General features: G+C 34.9%; 18 protein-coding genes and 1 tRNA gene. 10 read left to right on the top strand and 9 right to left on the bottom strand.

Features of this window, described 5'->3' with window-relative positions; genetic code table 11:
• Window positions 1–259: 259 nt before the first annotated feature.
• Window positions 260–733 (bottom strand): transcription termination/antitermination protein NusG, encoded by a 474-nt coding sequence (gene nusG / locus LB467_RS16955; protein ID WP_224475239.1) that lies wholly within the window; start codon window positions 731–733, stop codon window positions 260–262.
• A 262-nt stretch (window positions 734–995) separates the two neighbouring features.
• Window positions 996–1,871: a cation diffusion facilitator family transporter gene (locus LB467_RS16950; RefSeq protein ID WP_224475238.1), complete on the bottom strand. Its 876-nt coding sequence runs from the start codon at window positions 1,869–1,871 to the stop codon at window positions 996–998.
• A 168-nt stretch (window positions 1,872–2,039) separates the two neighbouring features.
• Here LB467_RS16950 and LB467_RS16945 point away from each other — a divergent pair, with 168 nt between their 5' ends.
• The 3 genes from LB467_RS16945 to LB467_RS16935 all read left to right on the top strand — a co-directional run bounded on the left by LB467_RS16945 (window position 2,040) and on the right by LB467_RS16935 (window position 5,169).
• The gene (locus LB467_RS16945) at window positions 2,040–3,302 is read left to right on the top strand and encodes a carboxypeptidase-like regulatory domain-containing protein (RefSeq protein WP_224475237.1); all 1,263 of its coding nucleotides are present in this window, start codon (window positions 2,040–2,042) and stop codon (window positions 3,300–3,302) included.
• A 335-nt stretch (window positions 3,303–3,637) separates the two neighbouring features.
• Window positions 3,638–3,711 (top strand) — tRNA-Pro (locus LB467_RS16940).
• Between the two features lie 216 nt (window positions 3,712–3,927).
• Complete coding sequence (locus LB467_RS16935) at window positions 3,928–5,169, top strand: site-specific integrase (protein ID WP_224475236.1); 1,242 nt, start codon at window positions 3,928–3,930, stop codon at window positions 5,167–5,169.
• 29 nt (window positions 5,170–5,198) lie between these two features.
• On the opposite strand, the gene LB467_RS16930 is transcribed toward LB467_RS16935, so the two are convergent.
• Entirely contained in the window at window positions 5,199–5,519 is a 321-nt protein-coding gene (locus LB467_RS16930; RefSeq protein ID WP_224475235.1) for a hypothetical protein, read from the bottom strand.
• A gap of 239 nt (window positions 5,520–5,758) precedes the next feature.
• Here LB467_RS16930 and LB467_RS16925 point away from each other — a divergent pair, with 239 nt between their 5' ends.
• Together LB467_RS16925 and LB467_RS16920 are read left to right on the top strand one after the other, a co-directional pair.
• Entirely contained in the window at window positions 5,759–6,277 is a 519-nt protein-coding gene (locus LB467_RS16925; RefSeq protein ID WP_224475234.1) for a DoxX family membrane protein, read from the top strand.
• Window positions 6,278–6,966: 689 nt separating this feature from the next.
• On the top strand, window positions 6,967–8,043 hold the full coding sequence (locus tag LB467_RS16920; protein WP_224475233.1) for a GAF domain-containing protein: 1,077 nt from the start codon (window positions 6,967–6,969) through the stop codon (window positions 8,041–8,043).
• 217 nt (window positions 8,044–8,260) lie between these two features.
• On the opposite strand, the gene LB467_RS16915 is transcribed toward LB467_RS16920, so the two are convergent.
• From LB467_RS16915 to LB467_RS16900, 4 genes are all read right to left on the bottom strand, one after another.
• A complete protein-coding gene (locus LB467_RS16915) occupies window positions 8,261–8,668 on the bottom strand; it encodes a response regulator (protein WP_224475232.1) in 408 nt (135 codons plus the stop codon).
• Entirely contained in the window at window positions 8,655–10,961 is a 2,307-nt protein-coding gene (locus tag LB467_RS16910; RefSeq protein ID WP_224475231.1) for a PAS domain-containing sensor histidine kinase, read from the bottom strand. The genes LB467_RS16915 and LB467_RS16910 overlap by 14 nt, the downstream gene beginning before the upstream one ends.
• An 82-nt stretch (window positions 10,962–11,043) precedes the next feature.
• Window positions 11,044–11,547 carry a DUF4402 domain-containing protein gene (locus tag LB467_RS16905; protein ID WP_224475230.1) on the bottom strand — a complete coding sequence of 168 codons (504 nt, stop codon included), beginning with the start codon at window positions 11,545–11,547 and terminating at the stop codon, window positions 11,044–11,046.
• A 496-nt stretch (window positions 11,548–12,043) separates the two neighbouring features.
• The gene (locus LB467_RS16900) at window positions 12,044–12,442 is read right to left on the bottom strand and encodes a response regulator (protein ID WP_224475229.1); all 399 of its coding nucleotides are present in this window, start codon (window positions 12,440–12,442) and stop codon (window positions 12,044–12,046) included.
• A gap of 154 nt (window positions 12,443–12,596) precedes the next feature.
• On the opposite strand from LB467_RS16900, the gene LB467_RS16895 reads away from it, so the two are divergent.
• Window positions 12,597–13,079, top strand: coding sequence for a DinB/UmuC family translesion DNA polymerase (locus LB467_RS16895; protein ID WP_224475228.1), 483 nt, complete (start codon window positions 12,597–12,599; stop codon window positions 13,077–13,079).
• Window positions 13,080–13,094: 15 nt separating this feature from the next.
• The gene (locus LB467_RS19480) at window positions 13,095–13,205 is read left to right on the top strand and encodes a DUF4113 domain-containing protein (protein ID WP_224475240.1); all 111 of its coding nucleotides are present in this window, start codon (window positions 13,095–13,097) and stop codon (window positions 13,203–13,205) included.
• Between the two features lie 707 nt (window positions 13,206–13,912).
• Here LB467_RS19480 and LB467_RS16885 read toward each other — a convergent pair.
• Complete coding sequence (locus LB467_RS16885) at window positions 13,913–14,401, bottom strand: DUF4440 domain-containing protein (protein ID WP_224475227.1); 489 nt, start codon at window positions 14,399–14,401, stop codon at window positions 13,913–13,915.
• A gap of 1,276 nt (window positions 14,402–15,677) precedes the next feature.
• Between LB467_RS16885 and LB467_RS16880 the strand changes: the two genes are divergently transcribed.
• Both LB467_RS16880 and LB467_RS16875 read left to right on the top strand, forming a co-directional pair.
• Window positions 15,678–15,965 carry a DNA-binding protein gene (locus LB467_RS16880; RefSeq protein WP_224475226.1) on the top strand — a complete coding sequence of 96 codons (288 nt, stop codon included), beginning with the start codon at window positions 15,678–15,680 and terminating at the stop codon, window positions 15,963–15,965.
• The gene (locus tag LB467_RS16875) at window positions 15,962–16,714 is read left to right on the top strand and encodes a hypothetical protein (RefSeq protein ID WP_224475225.1); all 753 of its coding nucleotides are present in this window, start codon (window positions 15,962–15,964) and stop codon (window positions 16,712–16,714) included. Before LB467_RS16880 ends, LB467_RS16875 begins: the two co-directional genes overlap by 4 nt.
• A 555-nt stretch (window positions 16,715–17,269) precedes the next feature.
• Here the strand turns inward: LB467_RS16875 and LB467_RS16870 are convergent.
• On the bottom strand, window positions 17,270–17,587 hold the full coding sequence (locus tag LB467_RS16870) for a hypothetical protein (protein WP_224475224.1): 318 nt from the start codon (window positions 17,585–17,587) through the stop codon (window positions 17,270–17,272).
• 645 nt (window positions 17,588–18,232) lie between these two features.
• Between LB467_RS16870 and LB467_RS16865 the strand changes: the two genes are divergently transcribed.
• Window positions 18,233–18,784 carry a YceI family protein gene (locus LB467_RS16865; RefSeq protein WP_224475223.1) on the top strand — a complete coding sequence of 184 codons (552 nt, stop codon included), beginning with the start codon at window positions 18,233–18,235 and terminating at the stop codon, window positions 18,782–18,784.
• The last annotated feature ends 1 nt before the right edge of the window (window position 18,785 follow it).

Below are 18,785 nucleotides of genomic sequence, written 5' to 3'. Positions count from 1 at the left end.
TTCACCAATGATATGGCACTCTTAAAGCTGGTATACCTGACAACCCAAAGAATAGAAAAGAAATGGAACACTCCCCTGCAGAACTGGGGCTTGGTAGTTCAACAATTAGCCATTAAATTTGAAGGCCGACTGGAGTTGGATTTAGCAACCAATAAAACCAGCTAAAATTTTTCCTTCCGGGGGTACCCCCGGAAGGAAAGCCAGACAGAGTTGAGCTAACACTCCCTCACCGGCTTCGCAATGACAAACCGAAGAGGATTCAAATAACCTCTTTAGTATTCACTTCTACGGTAAACCCGAGTTTTGGCAGTATTAAACGCATTTTTCTCTTTCCAACATCCCGAATAATAGCTTCCTGGTCTTTAAAAGCCCCATTTTTAATGGTTATTTTATCGCCTTCATTTAAGTGTTCTACTTTAGCATCCTCAACTTTATCATCTTCTAGCCACTCCTGGATGACCTCAATCTCTTCATTCCGCACAATAGCAGGTTTGCCAAGCCAGAATAAATATCTAACTACGCCGGGAACATCAAAAACCCTATTGCGGTTTTTTTCATCCAGTTTAATAAAGACATAAGATTTGAAAAGTGGTGTCTTGAGCTTTTTCTTTCGGTCTTTCCACTGTTTAACTTCAGTAATTAAAGGGCAATAGACATCTACCCCCATTTGTTCTAAACCTTCGGCCACCCTTTTTTCCGTTCTGGGTTTAGTGTATAAAACATACCACGACATATTTAAGATTTATCTGCCTGTATCAAATACAGGAGCTATTCCTTATCTCTTCGGAGTAGGGCAATTGAAGAAATTTAGATTGTTTTGCTAGTTAGTCATTTCAAAAATACAAAGATTTTAACTAATGTTGATGCTCATAAAGCCCCGAAAATTAAATTATATATGAATAACTGATAGCTAATTTATTAGAAAGTATTTTTATGGTTTGGGGTGAAAAGGTTCATAGTTCAAAAATTTAAGGTTTATAGACTGAGAACTGAAATCACTCCAAACTACAGGTTTCGGAATCCAGTTCAAATTGAACGGTAAAATGCTCAAAATTATAGTTTTCAAGAGAATCTAATACTTCTGTTTTAACTTTGAAATATTCTTCGAAGTTTTGGATATGCTGCAGTTTTACATGGGCAGTAAATACGTGATGTTCTCCTTCCTGAGACCAGATATGCACGTGATGCGAGGAAGCCACCCCGGCAATTTTTTCAATCCTTTGTTTTACTTCCTCCAGATTGATGTCCTCTGGGGTGCCCTGCAGGAAAATAAAAAGCGTCTCTTTAAGCCTTTTAAAGACGTTCCACAGGATATATAAGGTAATAAGGAGGGATAAAGTAGGGTCCAGGTAAAGAATATCTTTAAATTGCAGAATGATAGAAACAATGAGAACTGCTATCCAGCCGAGAACATCTTCCATAAGATGCCAGGAAATCACCTTTTCATTCAGGGTTTTGCCGCTGCTCAATTTCCAGGCAGCAAAGCCGTTAACTGCTACTCCTACAATGGCCAAGATCATCATGCCTTTGGCATCAGATTCTTCCGGCGCCATTAACCTTCCTACTGCTTCAGAAATCACATAAATAGACCCTATAATAAGTACCAAGCTATTTATTAACGCTCCCAAAAGGGAAAATCTTCTATAACCAAAGGAAAATTTTGAGTCACTTTTTTGCTGGGATTTATGATCAAGATACCAGGAAGTACCCAGAGAAAGGCTGTCTCCCAGGTCGTGTACCGCATCTGAAATAATAGCAATACTATTCACATAAATCCCTCCTATAAATTCAAGGATGGTGAATCCAAGATTTAAGAAAAACACAAGTTTGAGTTTTTTCCCTGATGAATGTTTGTGATGATCGTGACCCATATATAGTTTAAACTTAAGTCAGTTGATTTCTAACCCCAAATTAGTTAATTTTTACGCTATTGCTAAATCCTCCGCTCAAAACAAAGAAATTATCTCTTCATACTCAATTGCGCTATTTATTCTGCTTAATATTTCGTATATTAGGATGAATATCAAAAATTTATAGCTGTGAAAAATCTAAAAACCCTAATGCTTTTATTAGTGGGTATGCTAATTTGCTATGCCCCCTTAAATGCCGCTCCATTTTTACAGGATCCCTCTCAGGATTTTGTGGAATACAAAGGTAAGGTACTTAACTCCGAAAATGAAGACGTGATAATGAACGCCCATTTATCGGTAAACCAAACCAATATTTCTACGGTTACTAATTCCGAAGGAAAATTCTCCCTAAAAGTACCTAAAGGTACCAGTCCAGCAACAGTAAATATTTCTTACCTGGGCTACCAGAGTAAAAACCTGCTCTTGAGTTATTTTAAACCCCAGGGCACTATTATTTACCTGGACCCCGTGGTAGAAGAACTTTCTGAAGTAAAAGTTTATGAAGCCGGAGATGCCCGCAGGCTGGTACGTACAATGCTGGATAACCGTGGTGATAATTATATTGACGATCCTACTGAAATGACTGCTTTTTACAGAGAAACTATTAGTAAAGGAAATCGCAATGTATCACTGAGTGAGGCAGTAGTAAAAATTCATAAAAAACCTTACAGTCATTTTGGGGAAGAAGATATAGAACTAATTAAAGCCCGAAAAACGGCAGATTACGACCGTTTAGATACCCTGGCACTGAAATTACGTGGAGGGCCATTTAATACACTCTTTATTGATGTAATGAAGTACCCTGAATATCTTTTTTACGATTACGATCTTGATAATTATAATTTTAATTTTGAAGAACCAACTCAAATCGATAATCGCCATTTGTATGTAGTTAGCTTTGAAGACAACAACAAAGAAATGCCCTGGTTTTTTGGAACTTTATTTATTGATGCTGAAACCCAAAGCCTGGTACGAGCAAAATTAAATATGAATGTAGACAACAGGCGAGCGGCAACCAATATGTTTGTAAATAAAAAGCCCGGCGGTACTAAGGTCTATCCTATTGAAGTAATGTATGATATAGACTACCATCAACAAGATGGAAAATGGTATTTTGGATACTCCAATGCGCGGCTTCTTTTTGTAGTAAATTGGAAGAAAAAACTGTTTAATTCCAGATACCAGGTAGATTCTGAAATGGCGGTCACTAACTGGCAGCCCCAAACCGAAGATAGAATTAAAAAAGGTGAGAACTTCCTTAACAAAAGAGTGGTTATGGCCGATGATATTTCAGGATTTACTGACTTGCAATTCTGGGGAAGCAACAATATTATAGAACCCGATAAGTCTATACAAAATGCTATTGAAAAAATCCAACGTAGCATTCAGTAATAAATAACTCTTTAAAATATTAAAGGTTGTTTTAAAAGTAAGTCAGACTTTTAAAACAACCTTTTTAGTTTCTAAGTGATAGCCAGGAATCCTGAAGTTAAGAAATGGAAAACTATCTTTTCGAATTTTAAAATCTGGCTATCAGACACATAAAGAGGGTTAAATATTAAGTTCTTAAAAAATGGGCTTTTCACTTTGATAATAGTAAATAAGCACTTTAATTTGTAGCTGGAATTAAATAGTTGATTTATGGTCTTTGCTCAAACCAGGTCACTTAACTCGGAAACTCTTTTAAAAAAGATTTACTGAAAATTTGAAATTGAGCTTTTATTAATCGGGATGTGGCGCAGTCTGGTAGCGTATACGCCTGGGGGGCGTGGGGTCGCAGGTTCAAATCCTGTCATCCCGACAAAATGAATTTAAAAATGCAATAAAACACTGTTAATCTATTGATTTTCAGTGTTTTTTGTTTTTAGCGATATCAGATGATGTCATATGAATTCACCTAGTTTAGTGAATGATTCGGTGAATACATTTTTATTCTAAAATCACTATCTTAGTAAGACATTTCTACTGATTTGACTTTCGTCTTTAAAATTTATTGTTTAATCTAAAGACGCTAGAAATGCCTGATTTTACTACCTTTTCCGTACTTTTCTTTACTAGAAATTTGAAGCGGAATACAACTGATTTGTCAATTTACGCACGAATTACCGTAAATGGAAAATGCTCTGAAATGAGTCTTAAGAGGAAGACTTCAGTGAATGAATGGGATAACTCTAAAGGAAGATTAAGAGGAAATACTCCCCAGATCAAAAAATTGAACAGTTATCTTGACCAAGTTTATTCACAACTGCTCGATACCCATAAAAAACTTTTGGAGAAAGATTCGCTGATTACAGCAGCCAAAATAAAAGCTTCTTATCTCGGCCTGGATGAAGATCATAAAACCTTAAAGGATATCATAAGTTACCATAATATAAAAATGAAAGATGTCCTCAAATGGGGAACGTTAAAAAATTACTATACAACGGCCAGGTACCTTGAAGAGTTTTTAAGAAGCGAGAAAAATACAGATAACATTTTTCTGAAGTATATTAATTATCAATTTATCACCGAATTTGAAATGTTTTTAAGAGGTTACCGCCCCAAAAAGCATCGAAAAACTTGTGGCACCAACGGTACGATGAAACATCTAGAACGTTTGCAGAAATTGTTAAACCTGGCAGTAAAATTAGAATGGTTGGAAAAGAATCCATTTAAAAACTACAGTTTAAAATTTGAAACAAGTGAACGGCAATTCTTAACCGAACGGGAATTAGAGAAACTGTCTCATACCTATTTTAAAAGCGAATCCCTTGAACGGGTCAAAGATATGTTTCTCTTTGCTTGTTATTCTGGACTCCCATATATTGATTTAAAAGAGCTCACAAATGACAAGATTGTTAAAGGTATGGATGGGAAAGATTGGATTTATACAAAGCGGAAAAAAACCCAGCAAGCAGTAAAAATACCTCTCCTCTGCTCTGCCAAAGTAATTCTTAAAAAATATAGAGATAATAATGTTAATAATGAGAATAAAGTTTTCCCTGTAATTTCCAATCAGAAAATCAATAAATACCTCAAAGAAATTATGCAGTCTGTTGGCATAAGAAAAAAGATCACCTTTCATTCTGCGCGGCATACTTTTGCTACCACTGTGACATTATCAAACGGAGTACCCATTGAAACGGTTTCAAAAATTTTAGGACATTCCAAACTCTCTACTACCCAAATCTATGCAAGAGTTCTGGAAAATAAATTGAGTTCTGATATTGGAAAATTGGATCAGATTTTTGAAGAACGAAGAAAAATTAGTGGAAATTGATCCAAATATTGGAACCTATATGAAAATTTTCATTTTTGAATCTCACTATAAGTAAAAACAGGAATGAATATCCAAACTGTATTCCAGTAGAATTTTGAGTAATTTAGAAAAATTTCAGCTCTTTTGAATATCATAAAACTAAAATACCTTACCCTGCTCGCCTTTCCCCATACCGGCTTAAGAAATTCAGGAGTGTTGGTATTGATATCGCTCTTATAAATATTGGCCACAGAGTATGCCTTAAAATCATCCTTAATTAATCCGTGGTTTACCAGTTCTAAAATTCTATTATCCTTTAAGTGCACTCCGTCTCGAGTATTTTTAAAACCTGTAACAGTATTATTTTTCAATGCGTTATAGTTTTTTTATGTCTCGTTGACAAATATTTGACAAAGGAAATTAAAAGGACCTCCTTTTTTAGTATTTGAATAAGAATTCAGTTTACATATCGGTTTCTGATGTCCGATTATCTTTAACTGGATCTCATTTAATAACAAGAAATAATATAAAAAAATAAAATTAATTTGGTTATCCCATCCTCAATCTCCTACTTTGAAATATTTTATGAGTTATTAGGAAACTATTTGGGATGAGAGATATAAATCAGACTACTTTTACAGAAAAGCATATTCAGATGGAGCAGAATGAAAAACCAATCAACATGTCCGGACTAAATATGAGAGAAAAGATCGAACGCTGGACTGTGCTTCAGGGAACTTTCTTGTTACGCATCAGTATTGGTTTCATATATTGTTTGTTTGGGATACTAAAATTTTCACCTAATCTAAGTCCTGCTGAAGATTTGGCTACTACGACCGTTCAGACATTAACTTTTGGATTACTATCTCCAGAGTTTTCCATGATACTGCTGGCTTTGTGGGAAACCGCCATAGGATTTCTTTTGCTGCTGAATATCCTCAGACCGCTTACCCTTGTATTGGTACTATTGCATATCGCCGGCACATTTACTCCATTGCTATTTTTTCCTGAGTTAACATTCACTCTTGTCGGCCAGTACATTTTAAAAAACATTATAATTGTCAGCGCAATGCTGGTGCTTAGTACTTCTGCTCTGAAAGAAAAACATGAGGAAAGAGAGTCGTACTAAAGTAATGAAATGTAATTAATTATAATATCAGCGTTAACTTAATCGTATCTGGTACTTTCAGCAAAACCTAAGGTGTACATGAAAACAAACAGGCTTGGGCCAGTGCAAAATAGCAACAGCTCCGCTACTCTCAATATTAAGGGAACGGGTTTTCAATAAACTCCCCCTCTCTTCACCTGTTGATTTGTGGCTATAGCCGCAATGTGAGGTAGGGAAAAAGATGGCCTGGGTGACAATAATAACCCCACACTCCGCCAAACAGTATAATCCACATGAAAAACGATTTCGAGGCTTTCCCAGTATATTTTGAAAAAGTAATATTTTAGAATTGCAAAATCCATTAACAAATTCCCTTAATTCCCCGTTAAATCTCCGTTAAACAAGCATTAAGAAAACTATAAGACTGACAAATTTTATTAGATTGAATGGAGCTGAAGCAAAAAATATCTAATTATAAAAAGTTTAAACCTGGCTGGTATTTTTCATTTTCTACCAGCCAATTAAAGTCACCAGTGAAATGATTTTGTTATCTATTATCCATAAATAAAGATATAATACCCGCTAAAACTAAACAAAAAGCTTCTAAAAGATTCTGCAAAACTGTAGAGTTATTTTCTTAATTGTCCGGACGATTAAAATTCCAGAGTAAAGAAGTTGTTATAAAATTTTAATTTTAAATCCCCCAAAGGATGAGTGAACAGACAAGACTCCAAGAACTTAAGGAATATGATATACTTGATACACCACCTGAAGAAATATTTGAAGAATTAGCTGACATTGCTTCTGTAGTTTGTGATACTCCTATTTCTATTATTGGCTTTATTGATAAAGATAGGCAGTGGTTTAAAGCTAAGAAAGGAATTGAAGCTAGTGAAGAGGAAAGAAACAAAACTTTTTGTCAACATACTCTTCATAAACCAAAGGAAATTTTGGTAGTGGAGGATGCATTAAAAGATGAGAGGTTTAAAAAATTTCCAAGTGTTACAAAAAAATCAGGTATACGTTTTTATGCCGGTGCACCATTAGAAACACCAAATGGCAACGTACTGGGGACTTTATGTGTCGTAGATACTAAACCGAGAACACTCTCTAAAAGTCAGGAAAGAGCACTACAGAATTTGGCAAAAAAAACAATGAATTACCTTAATGCCAGAAAAACGATACATGAACAAAAAAATGAGATTGCTTCTAATGCCCGAAAATTGAGAAGACTCACAGATCATTTACCGGGAGTGATCTATCAATTTCGAGTGGATCGGGAGGGTAAAATGTCAATAGATTTTATAAGTAAAGGGGTCAGTGATATATATCCTTATTCTAATACTGAAATCCTTAAAACGGAACCTTTAAAAATATTAAAAACAGTTCATCCTGATGATTTAGAAACGGTAAAGCAAAGCATACAGGAAGCCATTCAAAATCGTACTGACTGGGAAGTGGAATTTAGAGTAACAAAGGATAACCAACAGATTGAATATTTTTTAGGCAGATCTCAAATAGAAAAACAGAATGATGATTCCCTGGTTTGGTATGGAATCATTCAAAATATCTCGGCTCAAAAGGAATATGAAAAGAAAATGGAGCAAATAGCTTTCGATATATCTCATGTTCTGCGAAAACCAGTGACAAATCTATTGGGATTAACTTCTATAGCAGAAGAGGAAGTTAGTAAGAAAAAACTAGTAGAATATATAGGCCACATAAGAACTGTATCTGAAGAATTAGAACATTTTACGAAAAGATTGAATGAGACGTACAATCATTAGTATGGATCCTTGCACTATGGAAACTGTTGGTCATAGTTAATCTAATCTTTCCGGAACTGGCCTCCAAAATACTTTGTATACCATAAAAATGGTAAGTAGTTCGCGGAAACTTCTCTAGAGAAAGGGACCGTTAATGACTAAACTCCTCCCAGTTAAAAGGTAATGAGTTATAAATGAATTTTTCCCCGGGAAATGCAGCGCTGACTTTTTACTTTTATTATTTCTTGAAGTTTACTTCTTCAAGTATGCCCAGAATATTTTCTGTTTGCAGTGGCTTATTTAAATAGCCGCATACATGCCTGGAAGCTCTGGCTTTTTCAATGTCGCGGGGATCAACGGAAGAGGTTACAAGATAAACGGTTGCATCTACTTTAAGGGACATGTTTTCCAGTTCCTTCAGAAATTGCCATCCATCCATATGAGGCATGTTGATGTCTAATAATATGAGGTCAGGAAGCTTAGATTTTTCTGTAATGGCGAGATGATGAAGCTCCTCCAACGCTTCTTTCCCATTATCAAGTGCCCGGACACTTTTAGAAATATTGATTTGTTTCAGCTTCCTTTTGGCTCCGAAAGTATAGATAGGATCATCGTCTATAATCCAGATAATATCAAATTTTTTCATATTTAAAGGATATAGTAAAAACAGTGCCCCTATCTACTACACTCTTCACTTCTATTTTTCCACCTATCGCCTCGATTTGATTTTTAGTGATAAAAAGTCCAATTCCCCTGGCATCTTCATTTCCGTGAAAAGTTTTATACATTCCGAAGAGTTTAGAACCATCTTTTTCAAGATCTATTCCTATACCGTTGTCTTCAATTTCAAGTGTAATATAATCATTTTTTTTAATAGCATTGAACTTAAGTACTGGCTTCCTTTCGGGGGAGCGATATTTTACTGCATTAGTGGTGAAATTAAGAATAATACTATCTAAATACGCCGGTAAAGAGAGCACCTCATATTTTTCAGGGATATTATTGATGACCTTAAGATTCGATTTTTGTATAAGGGCATTTATTGAAGTGAGGCTCTTCATTACTGATTTTTTCAAATTTAAGGAAGGGAGTTTATTTAAAACAGAAGTATTTATAAGGGCAACTTCATTAAGATGTTCAATGGATTCCGTTAAATTCTCTGAAGCAGTGAGGAGCATTTTTATGACCTCGTTCTCTTTTAACTCAGGGTTTTCTTCTAAATAAATCTCCATGAGCATTTGAATATTTCCGGAATGTGACCTCAGGTTGTGGGATACAATATGAGCGAAATTTCTTAAGCGATCATTTTGTTCCTCGGTAATTTCCAGAATAGATCTGATCTTGCTTTGAGCTCGTTTAAGTTCTGAAATGTCCGTTGCAACACATAGGTAACCTGTAAGTGACTCATTATCATATATCGGGGTTACAGTTAACTGAATGGGTAGGGCTTCCCCGTTTTTACAGCGGTAATTCCACTCTTTTGTATCGGGTTTTCCTCGATTTGCCATAATGTGGAAAACTTCTTCTGGCTCAACTTTCCTGCCATGAGCCTCAGAAAGTTCATTTGCTCTTATTTGGATTTCATCTTTAAAATGAAGATCCAGTAAGGTTTTCTGTCCGATCATTTCAGTTCTGGTATATCCCAGAAGATTCTCCGCTCCTTTATTGAACATTAAAATCGATCCCTGTTGGTCGAGTGCTATAATACTTACCCTGGTACTGGATTCCAGTAGATTTTCAAGCTGATTAAGAGTATTATGAAGTTCTTTTTCGGCCTCTTTAAGGGAGGAAATATCCGTGATTTGAGTTATAAAATGAAAAGGCTGATTATTTTCATCACGAACAATGGCTACAGATACAATAATGTGCTTGATTTTGCCGCTTTTATGTATCGCACGTTTTTCCATCTGGTAATGATCTATTTCTCCATCCAATAATTGGTTCCAAAGCTTAAGATCCTCTTCCAGATCCTCTGGATAAGTCACTTCCTGAAAATTGAGGGATTTTAGCTCATTGGCTGGATAGCCCATAATTTCACATAACCTATCATTTACTTCAATACAGATACCGGAAGCATCTGTGATAGCCATACCATCCGCCGCGCTTTCAAAACTTCCCCGGAAAGTCTCTTCACTTATTCTCAATTTTTCTTCAGCTTCTTTTTTTTCCGTGATATCATGCATCGCTATTACAGCTCCACTTATATTTTTTCTCTCATCATACAACCTTGCTCCAGTTATGTTAACAATTCTTTTCCTTCCGGTTCTAGCTTTTATTATCATTTCAGGTTTCCTGATTTCTCCCTCCTGAAGCATATTTATAAGCGGTATATCCTCAATTTTGAACAATGTTTTACCATCAGGTTCATATAAATTATAGTAACTGGCATATTCCGCTTGCGGAATATCTTTAGCAGGTAAACCATGCCATTTTTTTGCAGCCTTATTAAAAAGGGTCAGTTTTCCTTTACTGTCGCAGGCAATAATACCAATGTTTATAGTGTCAAGAACTGTATCCAACAGCTGCTCTCTTTTAAAATCCTGCTCTGGTTTAAATTCTATATTTGAATAATCCGAAATCTTTTTCAATGCAATTATTACATTCTCTCCGACACAAAGTGACTTATAGGTCATTGGAATAAAAAATCCTTTTGAATGCAGGAAGGTAATTTCACCGACCAGAATATCACCGGAGTGATTATGTGCAGCGAGAATTTCCTCAATTTCCTCTAGATCTTTTGGAGAAATGATTTTTTTCCAGGTTAATGCCCGTGCATCATTATAACCAAGAGAATGTGCTAACTTTGGGTTGAACCAGCTTTCATCTGGCTCCTCTGTATTTTGGATAGCCACACCGTGCAATCCATAGAGTTGGGTAAATTCAAAAATGTCTTCGTTTTCACAAATTATCGAAAAAGCTTCTGCAGTATTATTATTCATATTATTATTATTTTGAAAGCCTAACACTTTCCGCGAAATTGGGATTTTTTCATTTCCTTCTTTTGATTCAGAAAATTAAAATTTAATTGTAATTTACAGTAACAGCCATCTCCCCCATGCTGTTATAAAGGCCAGGAGCTTGCCCTGGATTAACATTTAAGGTCGCGCCAACCCTGAGTACTCTTTTTCCAGTACTAAGCCGATTATTCTCCGCAAGGCTACTGGTGAAATTCTTAATGATCATATTATGACTGCCGTTAGTTAGTTCATACTCATTCTTAGAGAGACTAATTGAAAAGGCGAAATCCTGTTCCCCTGTAATTTCAAAAGTGGCAGCTGATAAATTTAAAATATCCTTTAATTCCACACCGCCTGAACTAATCCTGGTATTATCTGGCGTTAAAATCACATCCCCTCCTGTTCTTGTATCAAGAGAAGCAAAATTCAAATTTGAAGTGGTAGTAATACCAATGGGCTGAATAATAGTTGCGGAGCCAGTAAAATTAGCTGTAGCCTGCCCTTGTGAATAAACGTGATTTATACACGAAAACAAAATTATATATAAAAAAAGCAATGAATTTTTCACCTGATAGGTTTTAATTTAGATGCAAATTTATAACACAATACTTTTTATTCGACACAAGGTTTAATTTATTCGTTGAAATACACTTTTTTCCGTATATATTATGATTTTTTGTAGGATTAATTCACATTATATTTGTAGGATTTTTAAACAGATAGCATTATTACTAGAAATTTCGATAAATAATGGGTGGTAGAAAAATAGAATTTAATTGAACAGCTAAGCTTTCTTACAAACTATATTTCTTTTGATATTACCCATGTAGTTAGAAAACCTATGCCCCCCCTTTTAGGTTTAATGACGTTAATTAAAGAAGACAGATTGTCGGAAGAAGATATTAAAGTCTACAGCGAGTACGTACATCAAAACTGTTTGTAAGGAACTGGATGAATTAACCATTGAGTTGATAAGACTTATCAAAAAGAAGAATCTAAAATTTTCCTATAAATAATTTATAAATCTTTACGATGCCTAAAAAGAACTACTTTCTCAATGTAATTTAACCAGCATACGTCTCAGACTTTAAATCTAATTCTAATAATTTAAACCTATTAAGTGGTTTCAAAATATAGGAATCTACAGATTTATATCCTTGGGCTTTTTTTTGATCATTTTGATCAATTGAGGATGTAAGTAAATGAATGATGATATTGAGATGGGAAAAATCCTTTTCTAATATTTCCATAAATTCCCAACCATTTATTTCGGGCATATTTATATCCAAAAATATTATAAACAAAAGGTTCTTTCTATTTCCATTTTCATTTAAAAAATTTAAAGCAAGAGATGCAGAACTGAAGTCATACGTATTTTCCTCAGGAAATTCTTTTTGAAAAATTCTTTTATTAATTAACGTAGTAATTTGGTCATCATCAATAAATAAATATTTTGTTTTCATTTGGTAGGTTTTAATACAAAAATGGTGATTAAGGCAGACTTCTTTTAATAAATTTACAAAATTATTATGTACTCTACAATTCCGTTATTTTAGGTATGTCAATTTAGAGTGATATATCAGTGAATATGTACCTAATGAATATGCCCAGAAAAAAATGAGCGTAATAGGTTTAAGGCTAAAGCGGGATCTCTTAGGTGAAAGTTCCCTGGATTTCGAGGGAGTAAAAAATATAAAAAACATCGTGGTAACCCGAAGCTTTGAAAAAATGTATAGTGAGTTCGATGATCTCGGAGAGCGCGTAGCTACTTATTCGGCAAAAGCTGCAACAAAACTTCGCAAACAGGATTCCAACTGCCCCCTCCTCTATGTATTTTTAATTACCAATCCTTTTAGAACCGACCTTAAGCAGTATCGAGCCAATACAGTAGTGAAACTATCCAATCCTACACTTTTTATGGTTTTGACTAAAGCTCCATTAGATGGTCTTACAATGATATATAAGTCCGGTTACCAATACAAAAAAGCCGGTGTGATTATTATGGGAATTACCCCTGCATCTGAACGGCAGCTTTCCTTATTTTCTGTGGAAGATCCTAGGCATCATATCCTGATGAAAACAATAGACCGGCTAAACTAATCTGAAAATGGAAAGATTCAATTTGCGGGAATGGATCGTCGCCGTACCTGGAAGATGAAACAGGAACAACTTTCAAATCGTTATACTAATAGGATTGATGAAATTATTAGGGTTAAGTCTAATTAATAATTAGGGGAAAATTAATCTGGAGTGAAAGTTAGCCTCAGGAGTTTTGAAAGCATTTTTTAAGGCCTGGTATAAAATCACAACCTGTTGTACTCCGTCATCTTTTGAATTAGAAAAACCAGAGGATTAAAAATAATAAAATATTAATTCTCCAGCACTATTTCAAAATAGCAAACATCTGCATTCTCATAATGAGCCGGTAAGCCTTTTGAATCTTTTAGTTTTTTAATTCCGAGGAAATTAAATCCGGCATTACTATAATGGGAAATTATTATGCTGTTATAACAACAGGTATCCAGTCTTATAAATTTTTTATTGTTTTGCTGAGCATACCTTTTTCCTCAGCTTACGATTTCGGAAACAAAATTACGCCCCCTAAAATGAGGATTGGTTGCAATTCGATGAATATATGGCAGGATCCCTGTTTTTTTTCCTCTTATTTCAGCATTGCTAAAAGTTACCTCCCATATACAAGCTATCCTGTTAACAATGACGATCTTAAATTGCCTATTTTCCTCCAGCTATTTAATTATAAGCTCGCGGTCAAATTCCGGCCACTGGTTTTACGGAAATTTATATGATGTTGTTCCATTCATAATTTAAGCAGGAACGAATTCGTGAATCATAAATTGACGAAGTTAATGCTCACGTTACTACAACAAATTTCACACATTCGGGTAGTTCAATCGCTTAATATCATTTGTATTTTATTCTATAATCGAGGAAGCAACTTCTCGGTGAATCCTCCATTTTCCGTCATTCTTATCTTTTTTAAGAATAACTAAAAATGTATTGGATAATTCAACAGATTGGCCTTCAGGATTAGTGTAGTAAACAAAACTAGTTCCGAAATCATAAGCAACTGTATCACTAACTATTACAGTTTCCTGTGGTCTCATCTTTATACTATCATAACTAAATTGTCCCATTCGTTTTTCACGTACCCTCTTGTATTCTAACCAATCCCCACCTCCAGGTGATACGCCTTTAAAGTTAGATGTGGAATATTGCTTTAAATCACCGTAACGTTTTTCTTTAATAGCCAGTTGAAATCCCGCCCTGGTCTTTTCAATTGAATCTAATTCTGCCTGAACCTCAATATTTTTCGTGTTATCAGTCTCAAGTTCGGATTTTTTGTTTTTCTCACTACAGGAAATTAGTGTCGACGATAAAAGTAGAAGAATTAAATTTTTCATATCTGTGTATTTTTTGGCTTAGAAATAATTGCGAAATGTATTCTAAAATAGTTTGTTTCAGTTTAAAACTAAGGTTTTTGTTCATAAACAAAGGTAGCAAAAAAACATAATATTTTTTTTATAACAACCTCAATAACAATATCTTATATGTATATTCAATATTAGCAAGGAAAAATCTTAAGTAATTTTTAGCCCTAATACCAGGGTTTTATATCACCTCAAAATTTATCTTTATAAGGCTAATATTTCTCGGTTTATAATTCTTAGGATTCCATTTTTTTGACTTTCGCTAATCCAATATAAACCGAATATTTAGCAGTTGAAATTTTAGCCATTTTGAATTATTTCAACATTAAGCAGGTTTAATTAAAACCAGGAAAAGTAATGGAAAAATTTGTCCGCAGTGCGGGACGAAAAGGACAGCAAGAGGGTAACACGCAGCGCGATGTTAAGTCCTTATTTACTTGGGATCTGAGGCTAAAAGCCCTCAATCAGTATTAAATTATAAGATCAGTCTACCCCACTTTCTTACTTTTTTATGAAAAAAGCCTGGGAAGCCAGTAAAGACAGGATATTTTTTATGAAAAAATGGGTTTTAGACACCACTCACCACTTTCACCTCCACTCCGCAAAAGCTCCATTTCAGAAAATGAGGTTCGTGAAAAAAGTCTTGGACACGAGCCAAAAAGCTTTTAATGTTAATTGGGAAATGAGATAATTCGATGAAGCTTTTTGACTCAAGTCCGCCTGGTCCAAACTGAAATTCGACAATCAGAATTTCAAGTTTTCTCTTTTTATGGAAGCTTCTTACACCACCTTCCCTTTTGCTGCCAAAGCAACAAGCTTTGAAATTAATCGGAGTGCATAAACCGGCTTACCTATTTATAACTCCTCTATAATTTCAAAGCTTGAAGATACAGTGGGCACCAAAAGGTAATGCGAAGGCGCTGGAAGAAGTAAATGAAAATAGCGGAACTATCTATTCATTCTGATCTACATCCGGTTCCAGTTCACCCTCAAAAGGAAAATGCTCCAGATGAAAAAAGTAAATGGCTGAAAAGAGTTTTCAACATCGGCAACATTTTTAAAATAGGAATTTAATTCCATTTGAACTTTTGAATTTTACTTTCCAATTTTTTTTGATGCATTTTATTTTGTATTGAGTCTTCACCTCCTATCATTACTGAAGTTATCAACAATAGCAATTTTTAGGTTTTATATATTATAGCTTACATTTAGCCCTGGTTTGACTTTCCGGTAAGTTAAAAGTTCTGTTATGGAAAAAGGATTTTCTCAGCCGCTGCGGCAAAGCCTTCATTCCCTCGAAGTGAAGATAGATGAGCTCATAAAAGCTGCAAAGGTACAACCCCTGGCACATACCGAATACTTCCTTCTGGATAATGCTGATTTTATTCAGCTATTTAAAATCACGGCCAGGACAGCACAACACTGGAGAGAAGATGGGGTGATTGAATTCCTGCAGGTGAAAGGAAAGATCTATTATAAAATTGGTGATGTCAAAGCTTTTATTGATCGGAATCGCCAGGCAAGAAAACAGCGATGAAGGAAGTTAGCTTATCGGTTCCCATCCAAATGCTTATCGATGCCCAGGTAAATGGGTATGTCAATAAACTGCGTTTATTCCTGCTTTTAAAATTTTGTTACCCCAGTGGAAAGCTTAAGTTCGATAGAGAGGATTTACTGGATATGGAATGGATGGGAATGATCAAGTCCCGAAAAACCACCAAAAAATATATTGAGTTTTTATGTGAGAAAGGTTGGTTACAGCTCAATGCTAAAACCGGCTATTATATCGTAAAGTCTTTTGACCGGATAAGGGAAGAAGAGGACTGGAGTGTAAGAAAAGCTTTTTCTATAGGATTTGATTCCTACCTAAACCTGAAGGCCATTATAGGAGGCATTTTATATGCCTATTTGCATACCGATTTCTGGAGAAAAACCAGGAGGAAGAAAAGCGTACACTTAAAAGGCAGTACCTATCATTTTCTATCCCCCAGGTTTAACTTTAAAGAACAACCTGCACCGGTGGCCGTTTCAGGATTAGCTTCTATTTTTTCAATCTCTGCTGCTACAGCATCACGATTGAAGAAACTGGCCGATCAGTATAAACTGATCGAAGTGGAAAAGCATTATAGTCCGCTTATTTTTAATAAAAAGGCTATGAACTTGTGTCTGAAGTACAATGATAAACCTCATAACCTGGTTTACCGGGATGGTGGTTACCGATTACAGCTAATTGACACTATTTTACCTCTTTTTCCGTTCAAAAACAGGCAAAAACTGAAAGCATAAAGAAAAGGCTATAGATAATTATTGAAAAAATACTTTTAGCCTTGCGTTTTTTGTTTGTTTATTTGGTTTGGTTTGTTTTGGGGTATTTTGGTGATTTTTGTTTGCCGATGATGGCTTTTAATAGGTTTTAGTGCCCGCTAAGCAGCCATTTTTAATATCCTCGATACCACCTCAATTACTGGTTAATTGTTGTCTACATGAAGTCCAGGAATACTAAGGATTTCGAGCTTGCACACCACTTGTTCACTACTCTTCCATTACTAGTACACTAATGGGACACTACCCTACTAACACTAGTCTATTTCTGGAATTGCTTTTATACCAGGGGTTTTGCTGGCCAGATTAAGTCGGAGTAAACATTAAATTGTTTTACCCTGTCATTCGTCCAATTTTATTCCGAAAAAAAGACGAATGAGTTTCCTTGCAGCAGAACATCTACAGATTGATTATAATACCCCCTTTGGTAATTCTCTTTATAACACACAACACCCTTTATTCCGTTCCTATCAATTATAAGCTGGTTTTCCATTTAAACTCTTAAGAACATCACCGATTTCAAGGCCAGATTTTTTTCCCCGGAGATTCAGTCCTTATCTCGAGAATTTCGTATTTCGGTTTAAAGTAATAAACTTCTATATTTTTGTACATCTCCATATTACTACCACTACTTTTAACAGGTATATTAGAATTTTCTTTAACGCGACTATACCCTTTTTGAGCAACAACTACCCCGCTCATGTCAAAATGAAAAGGCTCATTAAATTTTCGGTTTGGTTTTAAGCATATCTGCATGCCCTGGTAATCAAGGATTATTTTGAAACGATTCAAGATTTTGACTCCAATACTTCCATCCCTATTTATAGAATTATCCATTTCTTCGGTGTAGATTGTATCAGGAAAGCTGGTTGTAATTTCTTCAAGCCTCAGTTTTCTGAAATTTAGCTCTTCAATTCTGCTATTTGATCCATAGTTACTGCCAGCGCGAGATCATGGACATTAAGAAATGGATATATTATTCCTGTTTATTAAGATAATTTCTAATTTCTATACCTTATAAAATCCTTTATTTAATCAATTATGCAGTTTTTTAATTAAAATAATTATAATTTTTTGTAACTTCTATCTACTCAATTCTATTGCAAAAAGAGGAATAAATTGAAAATAAATAAGTTTTAACAAAAACTAACTGTAAGCAGTAATCACAGCTTATTTGTTTTTAATACAGGAAGCATTAACCAGGGTTAAAGTACTTCTCCGAAATTTCTTCACTTACCCTGCCCCTGCCCTGTAACTAATGATAGGATCCTAAAGTGCCTACTGGATTTAGAAATGAATAAATCAGTATTAGATATCTGGTCACCCCCTTTTAAACTAAGCCACAAGCACAGTATTTCTCAAATTTTTTAATCAGGTATGAATTGGATTCCTGTTATAATAGAAAAATTAGTGATGTCGAATAGCAGTTAATGAATATTGAATTTGTTGAAGTTGTTATTTAATACGTTGAAAGGCAGTGTAATGCAAACAAAAATTAAAATATTATTATTTTTTTTATTGGTTATAATGCCCTGGGTGGGTATTGCTCAGTATTTATATAAATCCACTCAGATTGAAACAGATTTTTTCTCTTCGGCGCCTATAGAAAATATTCATGCGGTTTCTAAGAAAGGGAAATCCGTACTGAACGCAGAAACGGGTGAGGTTTTATTTGAAGTCAGAATCAGAACCTTTCAGTTTCGCAAGGCAAAGATGCAGGAGCATTTTAATGAAAATTTTATGGAAAGCGTTAAATATCCTACCGCCACTTTTAAAGGAAAAATCAGGGAAAAAATCAATGTGTCGGAAAACGGAGAGTATCCGGTAACCCTTCGTGGCATCCTGGATATCCACGGTGTTAAGGAAAACAGAGAAATCCCGGCTAAGCTTAATATTCAAAACGGAAATATGAAATTGCAAAGCAAGTTCGACGTAGCCTGCAAAGACCATGATATAGAAATACCCAAAATACTCTGGAAGAATATTGCGGAAGTTGTTCGCGTAAAAGTAAATGCTAACTATGTAAAAATGTAAA

This window comes from Salegentibacter tibetensis (assembly GCF_020164485.1).
In the GTDB taxonomy this organism is placed as follows: Bacteria; Bacteroidota; Bacteroidia; order Flavobacteriales; family Flavobacteriaceae; genus Salegentibacter; species Salegentibacter tibetensis.
This window is presented reverse-complemented; position numbering and strand designations above follow the sequence as displayed.